Genomic DNA, 16,980 nt, shown 5'->3' with positions numbered 1-16,980 from the left:
CTGTGTTAAGCGATAACTTCTTCGCGACGAAGCATTTCTCCTGCTAAAGCTAAATAAGCTTTAGAACCCGCGGAATACTTATCGTAATACATGGCAGGTTTACCATGACTAGGCGCTTCAGCGAGGCGGACATTACGAGGAATAACGGTACGATAGACTTTGTTACCAAAATGCTTTTTCAACTGATCGGAAACTTCGTTGGCCAATCGGTTACGAGGGTCGTACATGGTGCGAAGCAAACCTTCGATTTTCAATTTATCGTTCACTACCGCAGCAAGTTTGCTGATGGTATCCATTAACGCAGTTAAACCTTCTAATGCGAAATACTCACATTGCATTGGCACTAACACAGAGTCTGCTGCTGCCATCGCGTTGATTGTAAGGAGGTTTAAAGAAGGAGGACAATCAATAAAGATGAAATCATAGTTATCACGAACTGCTGCTAAAGCGTTCTTTAGACGGACTTCGCGAGCGAAAACTTCCATCAATTTGATTTCTGCAGCAGTTACATCGCCATTAGCAGCGATCAAGTCATAGTGTCCAGCAGTGTTGCGGCATACCACGTCTTCAAATGGTGCGTCTTCCACCAAGAATTCGTAAACCGTAGCATCGACTTGGTATTTGTCTACACCACTTGCCATTGTGGCGTTACCCTGAGGGTCAAGATCTATTACCAGAACTTTACGTTTAGTGGCTGCCATTGAAGCAGCTAAATTAACACAAGTTGTTGTTTTTCCTACGCCACCTTTCTGGTTGGCGATCGCTACGATTTTACCCACGGTATGCCTCGCTGTTATCCCTTTCGGGATAAGATTACAAGATGACGCTCGCCTTCTAACTCTGGAACTTTCAAAGCTTTGACATCGGTCACAGAACACCATTCAGGTAACAGGCTTATCTCTTCCTGTGGCAATTGTCCTTTGAGGGCAAAAAACACTCCTGAATTGGCGCGCGGTAAGTGCTGACACCACTCAACCATATCGGACATAGAAGCAAAAGCTCGACTCAGAACTGCATCAAAACCATCTTCCGGGTCGAACTCTTCAACACGGCTTTGAACAGCAACAACGTTAGCAATACCTAGCTCATGCAGAACTTGCTTAATAAAACGAATACGTTTACCCAAGCTATCCAGTAAGACAAAACTCTTGTCTGGATTCATGATGGCCAGAGGAATGCCAGGTAAACCAGGTCCTGTTCCAACGTCAATAAAGCGCTCACCGTTTAGGTAAGGGCTCACCACAATGCTATCAAGGATATGTTTCACTAACATATCCGCAGGGTCTCTTACCGATGTAAGATTATACGCTTTATTCCACTTGTTCAGCAGTCCAACATAACCAAGTAGTTGTTCACGTTGCTTTTCTGATACGTCTAAGTCTGTTTTGGCGATTAACGAATCTAATTTAGCGCGTAAATCCATTAAGCCGCCTCTCCTTTCTTCAAAATGCCTTGTTTTTTCAAGTGAACCAACAAGATAGAGATCGCAGCAGGAGTAATACCAGAGATACGTGACGCAATGCCAACCGTTTCAGGTTTAGCTGCGTTGAGCTTCAAGACTACCTCGTTCGACAGACCTTTAACTTGCTTGTAATCAAGATCCGCTGGCAATTTGGTATTTTCGTGACGCAGAGATTTCTCGATCTCGTCTTTTTGACGCTCGATATACCCTTCGTACTTAACTTGAATTTCCACTTGTTCAGCGGCTTCAGCATCTTCAAGCGCAGGACCAAATTCAGGAAGAGAAACAAGCGCATCGTAATCCACTTCTGGACGACGTAGTAGATCTTCACCACTCGCTTCACGTGACATTGGTGTTTTCAAAAGCGCGTTTAGAGCCTCAATACCTTTTGAGTTCGGGTTCATCCAAGTCTCTTTTAGGCGTTGACGTTCTTTTTCCATATTGTCGATCTTCTGATTGAAACGAGCCCAACGCTCATCACAAACAAGACCAAGTTCGCGCGCTTTTTCCGTTAAACGAAGATCAGCGTTATCTTCACGCAGCAACAAACGGTATTCAGCACGCGAAGTAAACATGCGGTATGGCTCTTTAGTACCCATGGTAGATAGATCGTCGATCAACACGCCCATATAGGCTTGATCGCGACGTGGGCTCCAACCTTCTTTGCCTTGGCTGTACAAACTTGCGTTCAGACCAGCCATCAAACCTTGTGCAGCTGCTTCTTCGTAACCAGTTGTACCGTTAATTTGACCAGCAAAGAACAGACCTTGGATAAACTTAGTTTCGTAAGTCTGCTTCAAATCACGAGGATCAAAGAAATCGTATTCGATCGCATAACCAGGACGAACGATGTGTGCGTTTTCAAAACCTTTCATTGAACGAACGATTTGAACTTGTACATCAAAAGGTAAGCTGGTGGAGATACCGTTTGGATAAAGTTCAGTCGTGTTCAAACCTTCTGGTTCGATAAAGATTTGATGGCTGTTTTTATCAGCAAAACGCATCACTTTGTCTTCGATAGACGGACAGTAACGTGGACCAATTCCTTCAATCACTCCAGCATACATAGGGCTGCGGTCAAGGTTAGAACGAATCACATCATGTGTCTGCTCGTTGGTATGAGTGATGTAACAAGGAATCTGACGCGGATGTTGCTCACGTTTACCCATAAATGAGAAAACAGGCGTTGGATTGTCACCATGCTGAGCTTCCAGAACAGAAAAATCGACACTGTTTGCATCAATACGTGGTGGTGTACCCGTTTTTAGGCGATCAACTCGGAAAGGTAATTCACGTAGTCGATCCGCTAGAGCGATCGATGGTGGATCGCCTGCACGACCGCCTGAGAAGTTTTCCATACCAATGTGGATCTTTCCACCAAGGAATGTACCAACGGTCAACACAACCGATTTAGAGCGGAATTTAACGCCCATTTGAGTTACTACACCCAGCACTTGATCGTTCTCGACGATAAGATCATCTGCGGCTTGTTGGAAAAGCGTCAGATTTGGTGTGTTTTCCAGTGTGCTGCGAACATAGGCTTTGTATAAAGCTCGGTCAGCTTGTGCACGAGTTGCACGAACTGCTGGGCCTTTAGAAGCATTCAGTGTTCTGAACTGAATACCTGCATGGTCAATAGCTTGCGCCATTAAACCACCCATAGCATCTACTTCTTTAACTAAGTGGCCTTTACCAATGCCACCGATCGCTGGGTTACAAGACATCTGTCCTAGCGTGTCAATATTGTGCGTTAGAAGTAACGTACTTTGTCCTGTACGTGCGGCTGCGAGAGCGGCTTCCGTTCCTGCGTGACCGCCACCAACCACAATGACGTCAAATGTTTCGTGATAAAGCATGAACGACCTCAGGTATTCAATGAGATTAAGAGTTAAACAAAAGAGGCGTATTCTACCCTCTTTCCTAAGTCTAGAAAATCGCTTTTCTATATTTTCCTGTCACTACCGATAACTTAATATATATAAGATCTTTATATAGAGATCTTTTATTATTCTTACTATTAGGATCGACGATCTCTGTGGATAAGTGGAAAATGATCAACAAGATCATGGATCTTTAACGGATCAGAACTTGTGATCTACACATGATCTTATTGCGTATTAACTGGGATCAAAATAGGTACTTATACACACCCACCTAAACTGATCAAAGTTGTTATTGGGATAACTATAGGTTGATCACCGGATAAATGTGTAGTTATCCACAAGTGATTTGTTTGAAATAGCATCAATATTGAATAAGTTTACAGTTCGATTTTTAGTTTATTTTCTTTCAAACATAAAAAAGCAGCGTTTCCGCTGCCCTTTCATGTCGATTCTGTGCTTATTTAAGCTGGTGGATGATGCTTTGTAGCCACTCTTCTGCTGCATCTTCAGGAACCGGATGCTCTTGAATATCGATAGTGAAGCACTCTGATAGCGGAGTTGCACCGATATCCTCAAGCAGTACATGAGCATGCTTGCCTGCGGCACAAAAGGTGTCATAGCTTGAATCGCCAATCGCAACAACCGCAAACTTTAAGTTGTTGGTTCTTGGTGGTGTATTTTGTAATGCAGCGATAAAAGGCTGAATGTTATCTGGATAATCTCCAGCACCATGAGTCGAGGTGACGATTATCCAAGTACCGTCTGCTGGAATTTCTTCAAGCGCAGGTTGGTTGTGGATGGTTGTTTCCAATGACTGATCTTGAAGTAAATCACTGAGATGATCACCCACGTATTCTGCACCGCCAAGGGTGCTACCCGTAATTATATGGATCATAGTGCTCCGCTTTATTTACCAATACAGAAAGATGAGAAGATTCGGCCCAATAGATCATCTGAGCTGAATTCACCGGTAATTTCGTTTAAGTGTTGCTGAGTAATACGCAGTTCTTCCGCTAAGATTTCACCAGCCATGTAGCCTTCAAGTTGTTGCTGACCTATGTCTAGGTGCTCTGCGGCACGTTCCAGAGCTTCTAAGTGGCGACGACGCGCCATAAAGCCGCCTTCTTGGTTACCAGAGAAACCCATACACTCTTTTAAGTGTGTTCTCAGAGCTTCTACACCTTCGCCTGTCTTCGCTGAAAGACGGATCAATGTTGGGGTACTCACATGGCAAATGCCCAGCGTTTCACCTGTTTGATCCACTTTATTTCGAATAACCGTCATACCCATGTTGTCTGGCAGACGATCCACGAAGTCTGGCCAAATATCTTCAGGGTTAGTGGCATCTGTTGTGGTGCCATCAACCATGAACAGTACTCGGTCAGCTTGCTTTATTTCGTCCCAAGCGCGCTCAATACCGATTTTTTCTACTTCATCTGAAGCATCACGCAGACCAGCTGTATCAATTATGTGCAGCGGCATACCGTCTATATGGATATGTTCACGAAGAACGTCACGAGTGGTACCAGCTATATCTGTAACAATGGCAGACTCTTTACCAGATAAGGCGTTCAGTAGGCTTGATTTGCCTGCATTTGGTCGGCCAGCGATTACGACTTTCATACCTTCACGTAAAATAGCGCCTTGGTTGGCTTCCTTACGCACAGCATTCAGGTTATCAATAATCGCTTGCAGATCGGCGGCAACTTTACCATCGGCCAAGAAATCAATTTCTTCCTCTGGAAAGTCAATCGCAGCTTCCACATAGATACGCAGGTGAATAAGTGACTCCACCAGCGTGTTGATACGTTGTGAGAACTGACCTTGCAAAGATTGCAGTGCCGATTTCGCCGCTTGTTCAGAGCTGGCATCGATTAAGTCTGCAATGGCCTCTGCTTGGGTTAAATCCATTTTGTCATTGAGGAATGCTCGCTCTGAAAACTCACCTGGCCGTGCTGGGCGAACGCCTGAAATTTTCAAAATACGCTTAATCAGCATATCCATTACTACCGGACCACCATGGCCTTGCAGTTCTAATACGTCTTCGCCAGTAAATGAGTTCGGGTTAGGGAAGTAAAGCGCAATGCCTTGGTCAAGCTCCAGACCGCTTTCATCTTTGAAAGGCAAGTATTCCGCATAGCGCGGTTTTAACGTTCGTCCCGTTACTTCTAAAGCAACCTGAGCCGCTTTTGGACCTGAGACACGGATAATGCCTACACCGCCTCGTCCAGGGGCTGTTGCTTGAGCAACGATGGTATCAGTTGTCATAAAGGTTGTTACCTAAATACATTTCGAATTAGCGTCATTGTAATCAGCAAAAAACAAAAAGGCGACCTTTTGGCCGCCTTTGCTGATTCATCATTAACTTACTTGGAGTGTAAGCCTTTCTTCTCTAGCGCTTTGTAAATCAAAGTCTGCTGAATCAGAGTCACGACGTTCGATACCAACCAGTAAAGAACCAGACCTGAAGGGAAGAACAGGAAGAAGAATGTGAACATCACCGGCATGAAAGTCATGATCTTTTGTTGCATTGGATCAGTAACTGTCGTTGGGCTCATCTTCTGGATCATGAACATACTTGCACCCATTAATAGAGGTAGGATGTAGTATGGGTCTTGTGCTGACAAGTCATGAATCCAACCAAAGAATGGTGAGTGACGTAGTTCAACAGATTCCATCAGTGCCCAGTATAGCGAGATGAAAATTGGCATCTGTAGGAAGATTGGTAAACAGCCACCAAGTGGGTTTACTTTCTCTGTCTTGTACAGTTCCATCATCTCTTGGCTCATGCGTTGACGGTCGTCGCCAATACGCTCACGCATTGCTTGCAGTTTAGGTTGCAGCATGCGCATTTTCGCCATTGATGTGTACTGAGCTTTCGTTAGTGGGTACATAGCACCACGAACGATGAAAGTTAGACACATGATTGCTAGACCCCAGTTCACTACGATGCCTTGAATGAACGAAAGCAGTGAGTGTAGAGGTTTTGCAATGAACCATAACCAACCGTAATCCACTACAAGGTCTAGGCTTGGTGCTACCGCTGCCATTTCATCTTGCAGTTTTGGACCAACCCATAGCGTTGATGTGAAGGTTTCTTGAGTACCATCCGCCAGAGTTTTGTTTGGCATACGAATACCGATATCACCTAAGTTACCGATAATACGAGAGTAGATGTTAGTACCAGGTTCGTTACGTGGAATCCACGCTGTTGCGAAGTAGTGTTGGATCATCGCTGCCCAACCAGTACCGTTTGGTAGGTTGATAGACAGGTTACGATCTTGCATATCGTCGAAGCTGTACTTTTTGTAACGAGTATCTTCACTTGAGTATGCGCCGCCACGGTAAGTTGGCATTGCTAGGCTACCGCCAGAATCTTGTAGATTTTGACGTAGGTGCGCGTACATACCCATAGTTGCGTTGCTGCCAGAGTGGTTAACAACGTTGAATTCAACATCGATCGCATAGCTGTTGCGTTTGATGATGAACGTTTTGGTGTACTCGATACCGTTTGCTGAATAAGTCATGGGAACGCGAAGTTCGTCTTGACCGTCTGCTAGCGTGTAGCTGTCAGCATCAACATGATAATTTGGACGAGTCGTGCTGCTTAGGTCGATACCTTGAGGACCGATCAAGCCACTTTGAGCAATAAACTGGTGTCCTTGCTCATTTTTAAGTAGTTGGAATGGAGTCTCTGAATCTAGTTCTTCTGCATATTGATTAAGTTTTGCAGAAACAACATCACCGCCAACTGTGTCAATCGACAGAGTTAGTACATCTGAAGTAACGGTAATCGTTTTTGCAACAGCACTAGTTTGAGATGGTGCTGGGTCAAACTCATCTGCAAATGATGGTGCAGGTACTGTATTGCCTGATTGAGCCTGTTCAACCGCTTGCGGAGCTGGATTCTTAGCTACTTGCCATTGTTGGAAGAGTAAAAAAGAAACCAGAGCCAAAGCGATTAACAGGATATTACGTTGAGAATCCATCGTTAATTATCTCTGTCGTGTTTTTGGATCGGTGGAACGGGGTCAAACCCGCCTTCATTCAAAGGGTGGCATTTTAATAGACGTTTGCCAGATAACCAACACCCTTTTACAAAACCGTGAACTCTCAGAGCTTCTATCGCATATGAGGAACAGGTTGGAGTAAACCGGCAGCGAGGGCCGATAAGCGGACTAATAGTCCATTGGTAAAGTTTTACTAAACCAATGGCTATCCACGTGAAGGGCGAGATAGGCGTTGCCATAACTTTTCGAACAAAGTAAATAGTTCTTCATTGCTCAAATACTGCGCGCTATTTTTCGCTATTACAACAAAATCTTTATTAGGAAGTTTGTGCTGTTGAAGACGAAAACTTTCTCTAGATAAACGCTTAAAGCGGTTACGACCGACGGCAGTTTTAATTTGTTTTTTTGGAACAGCTAAACCTAAACGAGGGTGAGAAAGATTATTGTTGCGGGCAATGATTGTGAAATGAGGAGAGCCAGCTCGATGAGCTTGCTGAAAGACATTTTTATAATGCTCGGGAGTTAACAAGCGTAACTCCCGATTGAATGCGTACGTACTCAAAATAATTTAAGGATTATTTTGAAAGGCGCTTACGGCCTTTTGCACGACGTGCATTAATTACTTTACGACCGTTCGCTGTCGCCATGCGAGCACGGAAACCGTGAGTACGCTTGCGCTTTAGAACTGTAGGTTGAAAAGTGCGTTTGCTCATTGTAAATACCTTACTGATCAGTAGTTTTTAGGTTTGTTAAACCCGGCGTGGGCTTTGTGTCTTCTCTTTATATAAAGAAAGGACTATCCGACGCCTCTCAACAAAGAGGCGGAATTGTAATCACTGTCACAAAAGGTGTCAATGATTGGGTTTGCCGAAGTCCCATTCAGTTTCTCAAATTACTAAGAAATCGAGGCTTCGGTTTTTCCGGTCGGGCGATTATACGGAGTCTCGGTAAAATCTCAAGGATCCTTATTCGATCCCAACCATATTTAAGAATTTCTTTAAACGAGGATCCTGTGGATTACCAAAAATATCCTGTGGAGAACCTTGTTCGATGATGTTGCCTTCAGCCATGAAGATCACTCTGTCCGCGACTTCTCTGGCAAACTGCATTTCGTGAGTAACCACTAACATCGTTTGATGTTGTGTGGCGAGTTTTTTCATCAGCGCAAGAACTTCACCAACCCATTCAGGATCCAGTGCAGATGTTGGCTCATCAAACAGCAGTAGCTCAGGTTGCAGTGCCATTGCTCTGCCAATACCCACTCGTTGCTGTTGACCACCAGAAAGCGCAGAAGGGTAACTGTCTCCCTTGTCGCCAAGGCCAATATCATCAAGTATCTGTTGAGCACGAGCTAAAGCATCGCTCTTTTTCCAGCCTTGTACCGTAATCAAGCCTTCAGCGATGTTTTGTCTTGCTGTCATATGTGAGAACAAGGCGTAGTTCTGAAAGACAAAGCCAGTTTTGCGTCTAAGTGCTAACACTTCCGCTTTTGTATGGTTTTGGCAATCAACAGTGACATCATCAATGTTGAAGATGCCTTGGTCAGCTTGCTCTAGGAAGTTAACACAACGCAACAGCGTTGATTTACCTGTACCACTTGAACCAATAATGACGATGATCTCTCCTTTATTAATAGAGAGATCGATGCCTTTGAGAACTTCGCTATCGCCAAAGCGTTTGTGAATGTTAGTTAAGTTGATCATCTTACATACGCCTTGTTGAGTTTGTTTTCCGCCCAAATCTGTACTCGTGTCAGAACCACAACCACAGCCCAGTAAATCAATGCTACTGCTAGGAATGCTTCGAAAAAGCGAAAACTGGATGATGCTTCCATCTGAGCTTTAGCCATAATTTCCGCAACACCCAAAGTAAAGGCGAGGGAGGTCGACTTTATCATATCAATGAAGTAGTTCATCAGTGACGGCAAAGCCACACGTGTTGCTTGCGGCAAAATAATGCGGCGCATAGCTTGGCTTGTGGTCATGCCCACAGAGAGGCTGGCTTCCATCTGGCTACGATCAATACCAATAATTGCCGCACGAATGCTTTCTGCCATGTAGGCGGAGAAATGCAACGTGATACCAATAACCGCGGCACTGAAAGCATCAATACCGACTAAGATCGGGAATATCTGCGGCAAACCGTAATAAAGAAGAAACAGCTGTACTAATAGTGGTGTTCCACGGAAGAAGCTGATGTAGAGCTGACTAAGCTGATCGAGCACCGGAACTTTGAACACCCGAATATTGGCCAAGATGACAGAAAGAATCAGAGAGAACAGCATTCCCCATGTCGCCATTTCCATGGTGGTGCCAAGATACTTGAGCAGTATCGGCATCAGCTCCAGCATGTATTGAAAGTCAAAACCCATTTACTTCCCCTTAAAGACAACAAAAGGCGGGATCATACAATCCCACCTTAATCACTACCGCATAGCTTATTAGTTAGTAATATCTGTGCCAAACCACTTGTTCGAGATTGTGCTTAGCGTACCGTCTGCACGGATTGCTGCAAGCGCTTGGTTAACTTCAGCTTGTAGTTTTTGACCTTTCTCGTTGTTTAGGAATGGCCAAGCATTTTCGATAGTTTCGAAAGGTTTACCCGCTAACTGTAGAGGAAGACCCGTTTTCTCGATAGTTTCTAGAACAGATAGACGGTCCATTACGAATGCGTCAGCGCGACCTAGAGCCACATCATGTTCAATACCAGTGTCGTAAGTCTTGATATTGATTTTGCCGTCTTTATCGTAGTCACGTAGCAGTTGCTCAAAGTTAGAACCTAGGTTTACAGCAACTGTTTTTCCAGCTAAATCTTCAATTCCGTTAATGCTGTCGTTACCTTTACGAACCGCAATTTGTGCACCGTCGATTACGTACGGGTCTGCAAAAAGGTATTTTGCTTTACGAGCGTCAGTAATAGTGATTTGGTTAGAGATAGTATCGATACGACCTGTCTCTAGAAGACCAAATAGACCAGAGAAGTTTGAAGTTACAAACTCCACTTTATAATCGTTGCGTTTAGCAATTTCATTCCATACATCCACTTCAAAACCTTGCAGTTGGTCTTGCTTAACAAATGTGAATGGGAAATAACGACCAGACATGCCGACTTTAATGTCCGTTGTTGCTTGAGCTGCTGAGGCTGCCAATACAAGAGAGGCTACCGCGAGTTTAATCCAGTTTTTCATTTTCTAACTCCGAATGAATATAGGGCAGAATGTTACTGGTAAATGTTAGTACAGAACAAATAACCTTATGTTATTAACAATAACCATAATAAGTTTTTATTTTGGGATAACTCACTAATTTTCTGGGATATGTGGGTAAAATTGGGGAAGTTTATGTAGATCTTCATAATTGAGACGGAAATATTGTGAATAACTTTGATCTTATTCACTGGAACTTCGATCAATCGCTGGCGATCTTAGTTATCAACAGGTAGAATTACCAACCTTTATCGATCATCAGATTAGAGTGAGAGCACCGTGTCATCTTCGCTTTGGTTGCAATGTTTGCAACAGCTTCAAGAAGAATTACCAGCCGCAGAATTCAGCATGTGGGTTCGTCCGCTACAAGCGGAGCTCAATGATAATACTCTCACTTTGTTTGCCCCTAACCGTTTTGTGCTTGATTGGGTTCGCGATAAGTACATCAACAACATTAATTTATTGTTGAAAGAGTATTGTGGCAACGATGTACCAAGCCTGCGTTTTGAAGTGGGCAGTAAACCTGTAGCGGCTGTGAAGCCAGCGCCAACGCGCTCTGCTGCAGATGTGGCGGCAGAATCATCTGCGCCAGCTCAACTAGCTCAGCGTCGTCCTGTTCACAAAACATGGGATGACGAATCTGTTGAAGCGGATATTACTTATCGTTCTAACGTTAACCCTAAGCACAAGTTCAATAACTTCGTTGAAGGTAAATCGAACCAGTTAGGTTTGGCTGCTGCTCGTCAGGTTGCAGACAATCCGGGTGCTGCGTATAACCCTCTATTCTTATACGGCGGTACAGGTTTAGGTAAAACTCACTTGCTTCATGCTGTGGGTAACGCGATTGTCGATAACAAACCGAATGCCAAAGTGGTTTACATGCACTCAGAACGTTTCGTTCAGGACATGGTTAAAGCACTGCAAAATAACGCGATTGAAGAATTTAAACGTTACTACCGTAGCGTTGATGCGTTATTGATCGATGATATTCAATTCTTTGCCAATAAAGAGCGCTCTCAAGAAGAGTTCTTCCATACTTTCAACGCTTTGTTGGAAGGTAACCAGCAAATCATCTTAACTTCTGACCGTTATCCTAAAGAGATTAATGGTGTAGAAGATCGCCTGAAATCTCGCTTTGGTTGGGGTTTGACGGTAGCGATTGAACCACCTGAGTTAGAAACTCGCGTGGCGATTTTGATGAAGAAAGCGGAAGATCACCAAATTCATCTGCCAGATGAAGTGGCATTCTTTATTGCGAAACGTCTGCGTTCAAACGTTCGTGAATTGGAAGGGGCACTTAACCGTGTTATCGCCAATGCGAACTTTACCGGTCGTCCTATTACCATTGATTTTGTTCGTGAAGCGCTGCGTGACTTATTAGCTCTGCAAGAAAAGCTGGTCACCATTGATAATATTCAAAAGACAGTCGCAGAGTACTACAAAATTAAAATGGCGGATTTACTGTCAAAACGTCGTTCACGTTCTGTTGCGCGTCCTCGTCAGTTAGCTATGGCGCTAGCGAAAGAACTCACCAACCACAGCTTGCCAGAAATTGGCGATGCTTTTGGTGGTCGCGACCATACCACAGTGCTTCACGCATGTCGTAAAATCGAGCAACTGCGCGAAGAGAGCCACGACATAAAAGAAGACTATTCGAACTTGATTCGCACGCTTTCATCATAATTGCGCTATAGTTTGCGCTGATTTTGCGTCGTTAATCCGTCTATCGTTTAAGAGCACACTATGAAATTTACTATCGAACGTAGCCACTTCATTAAACCTCTACAACAAGTATCCGGCACTTTAGGTGGCCGTGCGTCATTGCCTATCTTAGGTAATTTGCTGATTAAAGTTGAAGACAATCAATTGTCTATGACGGCAACGGATTTGGAAGTTGAACTGATCAGCCGAGTGACGTTGGAAGGAGATTTTGAAGCGGGCAGCATTACCGTTCCGGCGCGTAAATTTCTTGATATCTGCCGAGGTCTGCCAGATTCAGCGGTGATCACAGTGCTTTTAGAAGGCGATCGTATTCAAGTGCGTTCAGGGCGCAGCCGTTTCTCATTAGCGACTCTGCCAGCGAACGATTTCCCAAATATTGAAGATTGGCAAAGTGAAGTTGAAATTTCACTTACTCAGGCAGAACTTCGTGGTCTGATAGAGAAAACTCAGTTTTCGATGGCAAACCAAGACGTGCGTTACTACCTAAACGGCATGCTGTTTGAAATTGATGGCAGCACACTGCGTTCAGTGGCAACTGATGGTCACCGTATGGCGGTTTCTCAAACCGAATTAGGGGCAGATTTTGCTCATAAGCAAATCATCCTACCGCGTAAAGGTGTATTGGAATTAGTGAAGCTGCTGGATGCTCCAGAACAATCTGTGGTACTGCAAATTGGTAGCTCAAATCTGCGTGCAGATGTGAACAATTTTGTTTTCACTTCTAAGCTGGTTGATGGTCGTTTCCCTGATTATCGACGCGTAATGCCGCAAAGTACCAACAAAGTTTTGCTTGCTAACTGTGATGAGTTGCGTCAGTGTTTTTCACGCGCTGCAATTTTATCCAATGAAAAATTCCGTGGCGTACGTGTGAATCTGGATGACAATGAAATGCGCATCACAGCAAACAACCCGGAACAGGAAGAAGCGGAAGAGGTGCTAGATGTCACTTTCGAAGGAGACGCAATTGAGATCGGCTTCAACGTAAGCTACATCCTAGATGTGTTGAATACTCTTCGTTGTGATAACGTACGTATCTCAATGTCAGATGCTAACGCCAGTGCGCTGGTGGAAAATGCGGAAGATGACAGCGCGATGTACGTCGTGATGCCAATTCGCCTGTAACCGAGAGTTAACTTCGCGCTATGCCGCTAACCCGTCTGGTTATTCAGCAATTTCGTAATATTAAAGCCTGTGATATTTCATTATCATCAGGCTTTAACTTTCTTATTGGTGTCAATGGAAGTGGCAAAACCAGCGTCTTAGAAGCGATTTATCTGCTCGGACATGGTCGTTCTTTTAAGAGTTCGCTCACGGGCCGAGTGATTCAAAATGAGTGTTCTGAACTGTTTGTTCACGGGCGTTTTTTGACCTCGGATCAATTTGAGTTACCTATTGGTATTAATAAGCAGCGTGACGGGTCAACTGAGGTTAAAATAGGCGGTCAATCTGGGCAAAAATTGGCACAGTTGGCACAAGTTTTACCATTGCAGTTGATTCATCCTGAAGGCTTTGATTTATTAACGGATGGACCGAAACAACGTCGATCATTTATTGATTGGGGGGTGTTTCATTCTGAACCTGCATTCTATGATGCATGGGGAAGATTTAAGCGTTTAAGTAAACAGCGTAATGCATTACTCAAAACAGCGACCAGCTATCGTGAGCTGAGTTATTGGGATCAAGAATTGGCCTTGTTGGCTGAAAATATTGACCAATGGCGCCGAACTTACGTCGAACAAATGAAAGTTGTCGCAGAAGAGTTATGCCGCACGTTTTTACCCGAGTTTGATATTACGGTAAAGTACTACCGCGGTTGGGATAAAGAGACCCCATACCAGCAGATATTAGAAAAGAACTTCGAACGCGATCAACAGCTTGGCTACACCTTCAGTGGCCCGAATAAAGCTGATTTGAAGATAAAAGTTAACGGTACTCCGGTGGAAGATGTGCTTTCACGGGGGCAACTGAAATTAATGGTGTGTGCACTACGTGTCGCACAGGGCCAACACTTAACTGAGTTGACCGGGAAGCAATGCATCTACTTAATTGATGACTTTGCTTCCGAACTCGATAGCCAGCGTCGTAAGCGTCTTGCAGACTGCTTGAAGGCGACGCAGGCCCAAGTTTTTGTAAGTTCTATTACACAAAGCCAAGTTGCCGACATGGTCGAGCCAAACAGCAAGATGTTTCATGTGGAACATGGCACAATAGAGCAAGGATAATTTAGTCAGAGAGTAACTCATGTCGAATAATTACGATTCATCGAGTATTAAGGTACTAAAGGGTCTGGACGCAGTACGTAAACGTCCAGGTATGTACATCGGGGACACTGATGATGGCACCGGTCTACACCACATGGTTTTTGAGGTGGTGGATAACTCAATAGATGAAGCGTTAGCAGGTCACTGTAAAGACATCATCGTTACTATTCACGAAGATAACTCAGTATCGGTTAGCGATGACGGCCGTGGTATCCCAACCGAACTTCACCCAGAAGAGAATGTGTCTGCAGCAGAAGTTATCATGACGGTACTTCACGCTGGTGGTAAGTTCGATGATAACTCTTACAAAGTATCAGGTGGTTTGCACGGTGTAGGTGTGTCAGTAGTTAACGCACTATCAGAAAAAGTGCTTCTGACTATTTACCGCGGTGGTCAAATCCATACTCAAACCTATCACCATGGTGTGCCTCAAGCGCCGCTAAGTGTTGTAGGTGATACTGAAAAAACAGGTACAACGGTACGTTTCTGGCCAAGTGCTGACACCTTTACTAATATCGAATTCCATTACGATATTCTTGCGAAACGTCTACGTGAGCTTTCATTCCTAAACTCGGGCGTATCAATCAAGCTGGTTGATGAGCGTGAAGAAGATAAGCAAGACCACTTTATGTATGAAGGTGGTATTCAGGCGTTTGTTACTCACTTAAACCGTAACAAGACGCCAATTCACGAGAAAGTGTTCCACTTTAACGCAGAGCGTGAAGACGGCATTAGCGTTGAAGTGGCAATGCAATGGAACGATGGTTTCCAAGAAGGTATTTACTGCTTTACCAACAACATCCCACAGCGTGATGGTGGTACTCACTTAGCCGGTTTCCGTGCAGCGTTAACGCGTACGTTAAACACTTACATGGACAAAGAAGGCTACAGCAAGAAAGCGAAAACAGCGACGTCTGGTGACGATGCGCGTGAAGGTTTGACTGCGGTTGTTTCAGTTAAAGTTCCAGATCCAAAATTCTCAAGCCAAACCAAAGACAAACTGGTTTCTTCTGAAGTGAAATCTGCGGTTGAGTCTGCAATGGGTGAGAAACTGAATGAGTTCCTTGCTGAGCATCCTTCAGAAGCTAAGATGGTGTGTAGCAAAATCATTGATGCGGCTCGTGCTCGTGAAGCGGCGCGTAAAGCTCGTGAGATGACTCGTCGTAAAGGCGCGTTAGACCTAGCTGGTCTTCCAGGTAAACTTGCTGACTGTCAGGAAAAAGATCCTGCACTGTCTGAACTGTACATAGTGGAGGGTGACTCTGCTGGCGGTTCAGCTAAGCAGGGACGCAACCGTAAGAACCAAGCCATTCTTCCGCTGAAAGGTAAGATTCTAAACGTTGAAAAAGCACGTTTTGATAAAATGCTTTCTTCTCAGGAAGTGGCAACTCTGATCACTGCATTAGGTTGTGGTATCGGTCGCGATGAGTACAACCCAGATAAACTGCGTTACCACAACATCATCATAATGACCGATGCGGACGTCGATGGTTCGCACATTCGTACGCTACTGTTGACCTTCTTCTACCGTCAAATGCCTGAGCTTATCGAGCGCGGCTACATCTACATTGCACAGCCACCGCTTTACAAAGTGAAGAAAGGTAAGCAAGAGCAATACATCAAAGATGAAGAAGCAATGGAGCAATACCAAGTTTCTCTCGCTCTAGATGGTGCTGAACTGCATGTAAACGCAGATGCTCCAGCATTGGCAGGTGCTCCTCTTGAGCAGCTTGTACACCAGTACAACGCAGCGGTTAAGCTGGTTGGTCGTATGAGTCGTCGTTACCCATACGCTATGGTTCAAGAGTTCATGTACGTGCCACGTTTGACTGCTGAACAATGTAAAGATCAAGCGGCAGTGGATGCTTGGACGAAAGTTCTTGTTGAGCAGCTTAATGCAAAAGAGTCTGGCGCGAGCCAATACAGCTACCAAGTAGAACACAATGCAGAGCAAAACGTTTATGCACCTAAGATTGTTGTTCGTACGCATGGTGTGACTTACGAATACTTGATCAGTGTAGACCTGCTTAACTCTAGAGAGTATGGCAAACTGGCTGACACTTCAGAAGCGCTACGTGGCTTGATTGAAGAGGGTGCTTTCATCAAACGTGGTGAGCGTACTCAACCAGTAGACAGCTTCTCTGCTGCACTAGACTGGTTAATTAAAGAGTCTCGTCGTGGTCTTTCTCTGCAACGATACAAAGGTCTTGGTGAGATGAACCCAGATCAGCTTTGGGAAACCACTATGGACCCAGAAACTCGTCGTATGATGCAAGTAACCATTGAAGATGCGGTTGGTGCAGATGAACTGTTTACCACACTGATGGGTGACCAAGTTGAACCTCGTCGAGCGTTCATCGAGAACAACGCTCTGAAAGTTGCTAACCTAGACGTGTAGTCCACTCACGATTTAGTCGAAATAACAAAAAGGCGCACT

Annotated in this window: 16 protein-coding genes; 4 read left to right on the top strand and 12 right to left on the bottom strand. The window is 44.5% G+C overall.

The genetic code is table 11. The features are described 5' to 3' along the window. Positions 1–5: 5 nt before the first annotated feature. The 12 genes from HKI82_RS18305 to HKI82_RS18250 all read right to left on the bottom strand — a co-directional run bounded on the left by HKI82_RS18305 (position 6) and on the right by HKI82_RS18250 (position 10,542). Positions 6–779: a ParA family protein gene (locus tag HKI82_RS18305; protein ID WP_102942790.1), complete on the bottom strand. Its 774-nt coding sequence runs from the start codon at positions 777–779 to the stop codon at positions 6–8. Between the two features lie 14 nt (positions 780–793). Next, positions 794–1,423, bottom strand: a complete 630-nt coding sequence (gene rsmG / locus HKI82_RS18300) for a 16S rRNA (guanine(527)-N(7))-methyltransferase RsmG (RefSeq protein WP_102942791.1) — start codon at positions 1,421–1,423, stop codon at positions 794–796. Further along, positions 1,423–3,318, bottom strand: coding sequence for a tRNA uridine-5-carboxymethylaminomethyl(34) synthesis enzyme MnmG (gene mnmG / locus HKI82_RS18295; RefSeq protein WP_102942792.1), 1,896 nt, complete (start codon positions 3,316–3,318; stop codon positions 1,423–1,425). Before mnmG ends, rsmG begins: the two co-directional genes overlap by 1 nt. A gap of 484 nt (positions 3,319–3,802) precedes the next feature. Then, entirely contained in the window at positions 3,803–4,240 is a 438-nt protein-coding gene (gene mioC, locus HKI82_RS18290; protein ID WP_102942793.1) for an FMN-binding protein MioC, read from the bottom strand. Positions 4,241–4,251: 11 nt separating this feature from the next. After that, positions 4,252–5,613, bottom strand: a complete 1,362-nt coding sequence (gene mnmE / locus HKI82_RS18285) for a tRNA uridine-5-carboxymethylaminomethyl(34) synthesis GTPase MnmE (RefSeq protein WP_102942794.1) — start codon at positions 5,611–5,613, stop codon at positions 4,252–4,254. Between the two features lie 98 nt (positions 5,614–5,711). After that, on the bottom strand, positions 5,712–7,334 hold the full coding sequence (gene yidC, locus HKI82_RS18280) for a membrane protein insertase YidC (RefSeq protein WP_102955600.1): 1,623 nt from the start codon (positions 7,332–7,334) through the stop codon (positions 5,712–5,714). A 2-nt stretch (positions 7,335–7,336) separates the two neighbouring features. Further along, positions 7,337–7,594 (bottom strand): membrane protein insertion efficiency factor YidD, encoded by a 258-nt coding sequence (yidD, locus tag HKI82_RS18275; protein WP_081878773.1) that lies wholly within the window; start codon positions 7,592–7,594, stop codon positions 7,337–7,339. Further along, on the bottom strand, positions 7,561–7,884 hold the full coding sequence (rnpA, locus tag HKI82_RS18270; protein ID WP_237292831.1) for a ribonuclease P protein component: 324 nt from the start codon (positions 7,882–7,884) through the stop codon (positions 7,561–7,563). Before rnpA ends, yidD begins: the two co-directional genes overlap by 34 nt. A gap of 46 nt (positions 7,885–7,930) precedes the next feature. Next, the gene (rpmH, locus tag HKI82_RS18265; RefSeq protein WP_004728723.1) at positions 7,931–8,068 is read right to left on the bottom strand and encodes a 50S ribosomal protein L34; all 138 of its coding nucleotides are present in this window, start codon (positions 8,066–8,068) and stop codon (positions 7,931–7,933) included. Positions 8,069–8,320: 252 nt separating this feature from the next. Beyond that, positions 8,321–9,058 carry an amino acid ABC transporter ATP-binding protein gene (locus HKI82_RS18260; protein WP_171138807.1) on the bottom strand — a complete coding sequence of 246 codons (738 nt, stop codon included), beginning with the start codon at positions 9,056–9,058 and terminating at the stop codon, positions 8,321–8,323. Further along, positions 9,055–9,726 carry an amino acid ABC transporter permease gene (locus HKI82_RS18255; protein WP_102942797.1) on the bottom strand — a complete coding sequence of 224 codons (672 nt, stop codon included), beginning with the start codon at positions 9,724–9,726 and terminating at the stop codon, positions 9,055–9,057. The genes HKI82_RS18260 and HKI82_RS18255 overlap by 4 nt, the downstream gene beginning before the upstream one ends. A 69-nt stretch (positions 9,727–9,795) precedes the next feature. Next, positions 9,796–10,542: an amino acid ABC transporter substrate-binding protein gene (locus HKI82_RS18250; protein ID WP_171138806.1), complete on the bottom strand. Its 747-nt coding sequence runs from the start codon at positions 10,540–10,542 to the stop codon at positions 9,796–9,798. A gap of 297 nt (positions 10,543–10,839) precedes the next feature. Between HKI82_RS18250 and dnaA the strand changes: the two genes are divergently transcribed. Genes dnaA through gyrB form a run of 4 tightly spaced genes read left to right on the top strand, consistent with a single transcriptional unit; the run spans position 10,840 to position 16,941 of the window. Continuing rightward, entirely contained in the window at positions 10,840–12,243 is a 1,404-nt protein-coding gene (gene dnaA, locus HKI82_RS18245) for a chromosomal replication initiator protein DnaA (protein ID WP_112404590.1), read from the top strand. Positions 12,244–12,303: 60 nt separating this feature from the next. Continuing rightward, positions 12,304–13,404, top strand: a complete 1,101-nt coding sequence (gene dnaN / locus HKI82_RS18240) for a DNA polymerase III subunit beta (protein ID WP_112404589.1) — start codon at positions 12,304–12,306, stop codon at positions 13,402–13,404. A gap of 20 nt (positions 13,405–13,424) precedes the next feature. After that, the gene (gene recF / locus HKI82_RS18235) at positions 13,425–14,504 is read left to right on the top strand and encodes a DNA replication/repair protein RecF (RefSeq protein ID WP_102942801.1); all 1,080 of its coding nucleotides are present in this window, start codon (positions 13,425–13,427) and stop codon (positions 14,502–14,504) included. 19 nt (positions 14,505–14,523) lie between these two features. After that, a complete protein-coding gene (gene gyrB / locus HKI82_RS18230) occupies positions 14,524–16,941 on the top strand; it encodes a DNA topoisomerase (ATP-hydrolyzing) subunit B (protein ID WP_102942802.1) in 2,418 nt (805 codons plus the stop codon). Positions 16,942–16,980: the final 39 nt, after the last annotated feature.

Source organism: Vibrio plantisponsor, from assembly GCF_013041605.1.
Taxonomy (GTDB): Bacteria; Pseudomonadota; Gammaproteobacteria; order Enterobacterales; family Vibrionaceae; genus Vibrio; species Vibrio plantisponsor.
The sequence above is the reverse complement of the archived record's forward strand: the minus strand, read 5'-3'. Positions and strand labels throughout refer to the sequence as shown.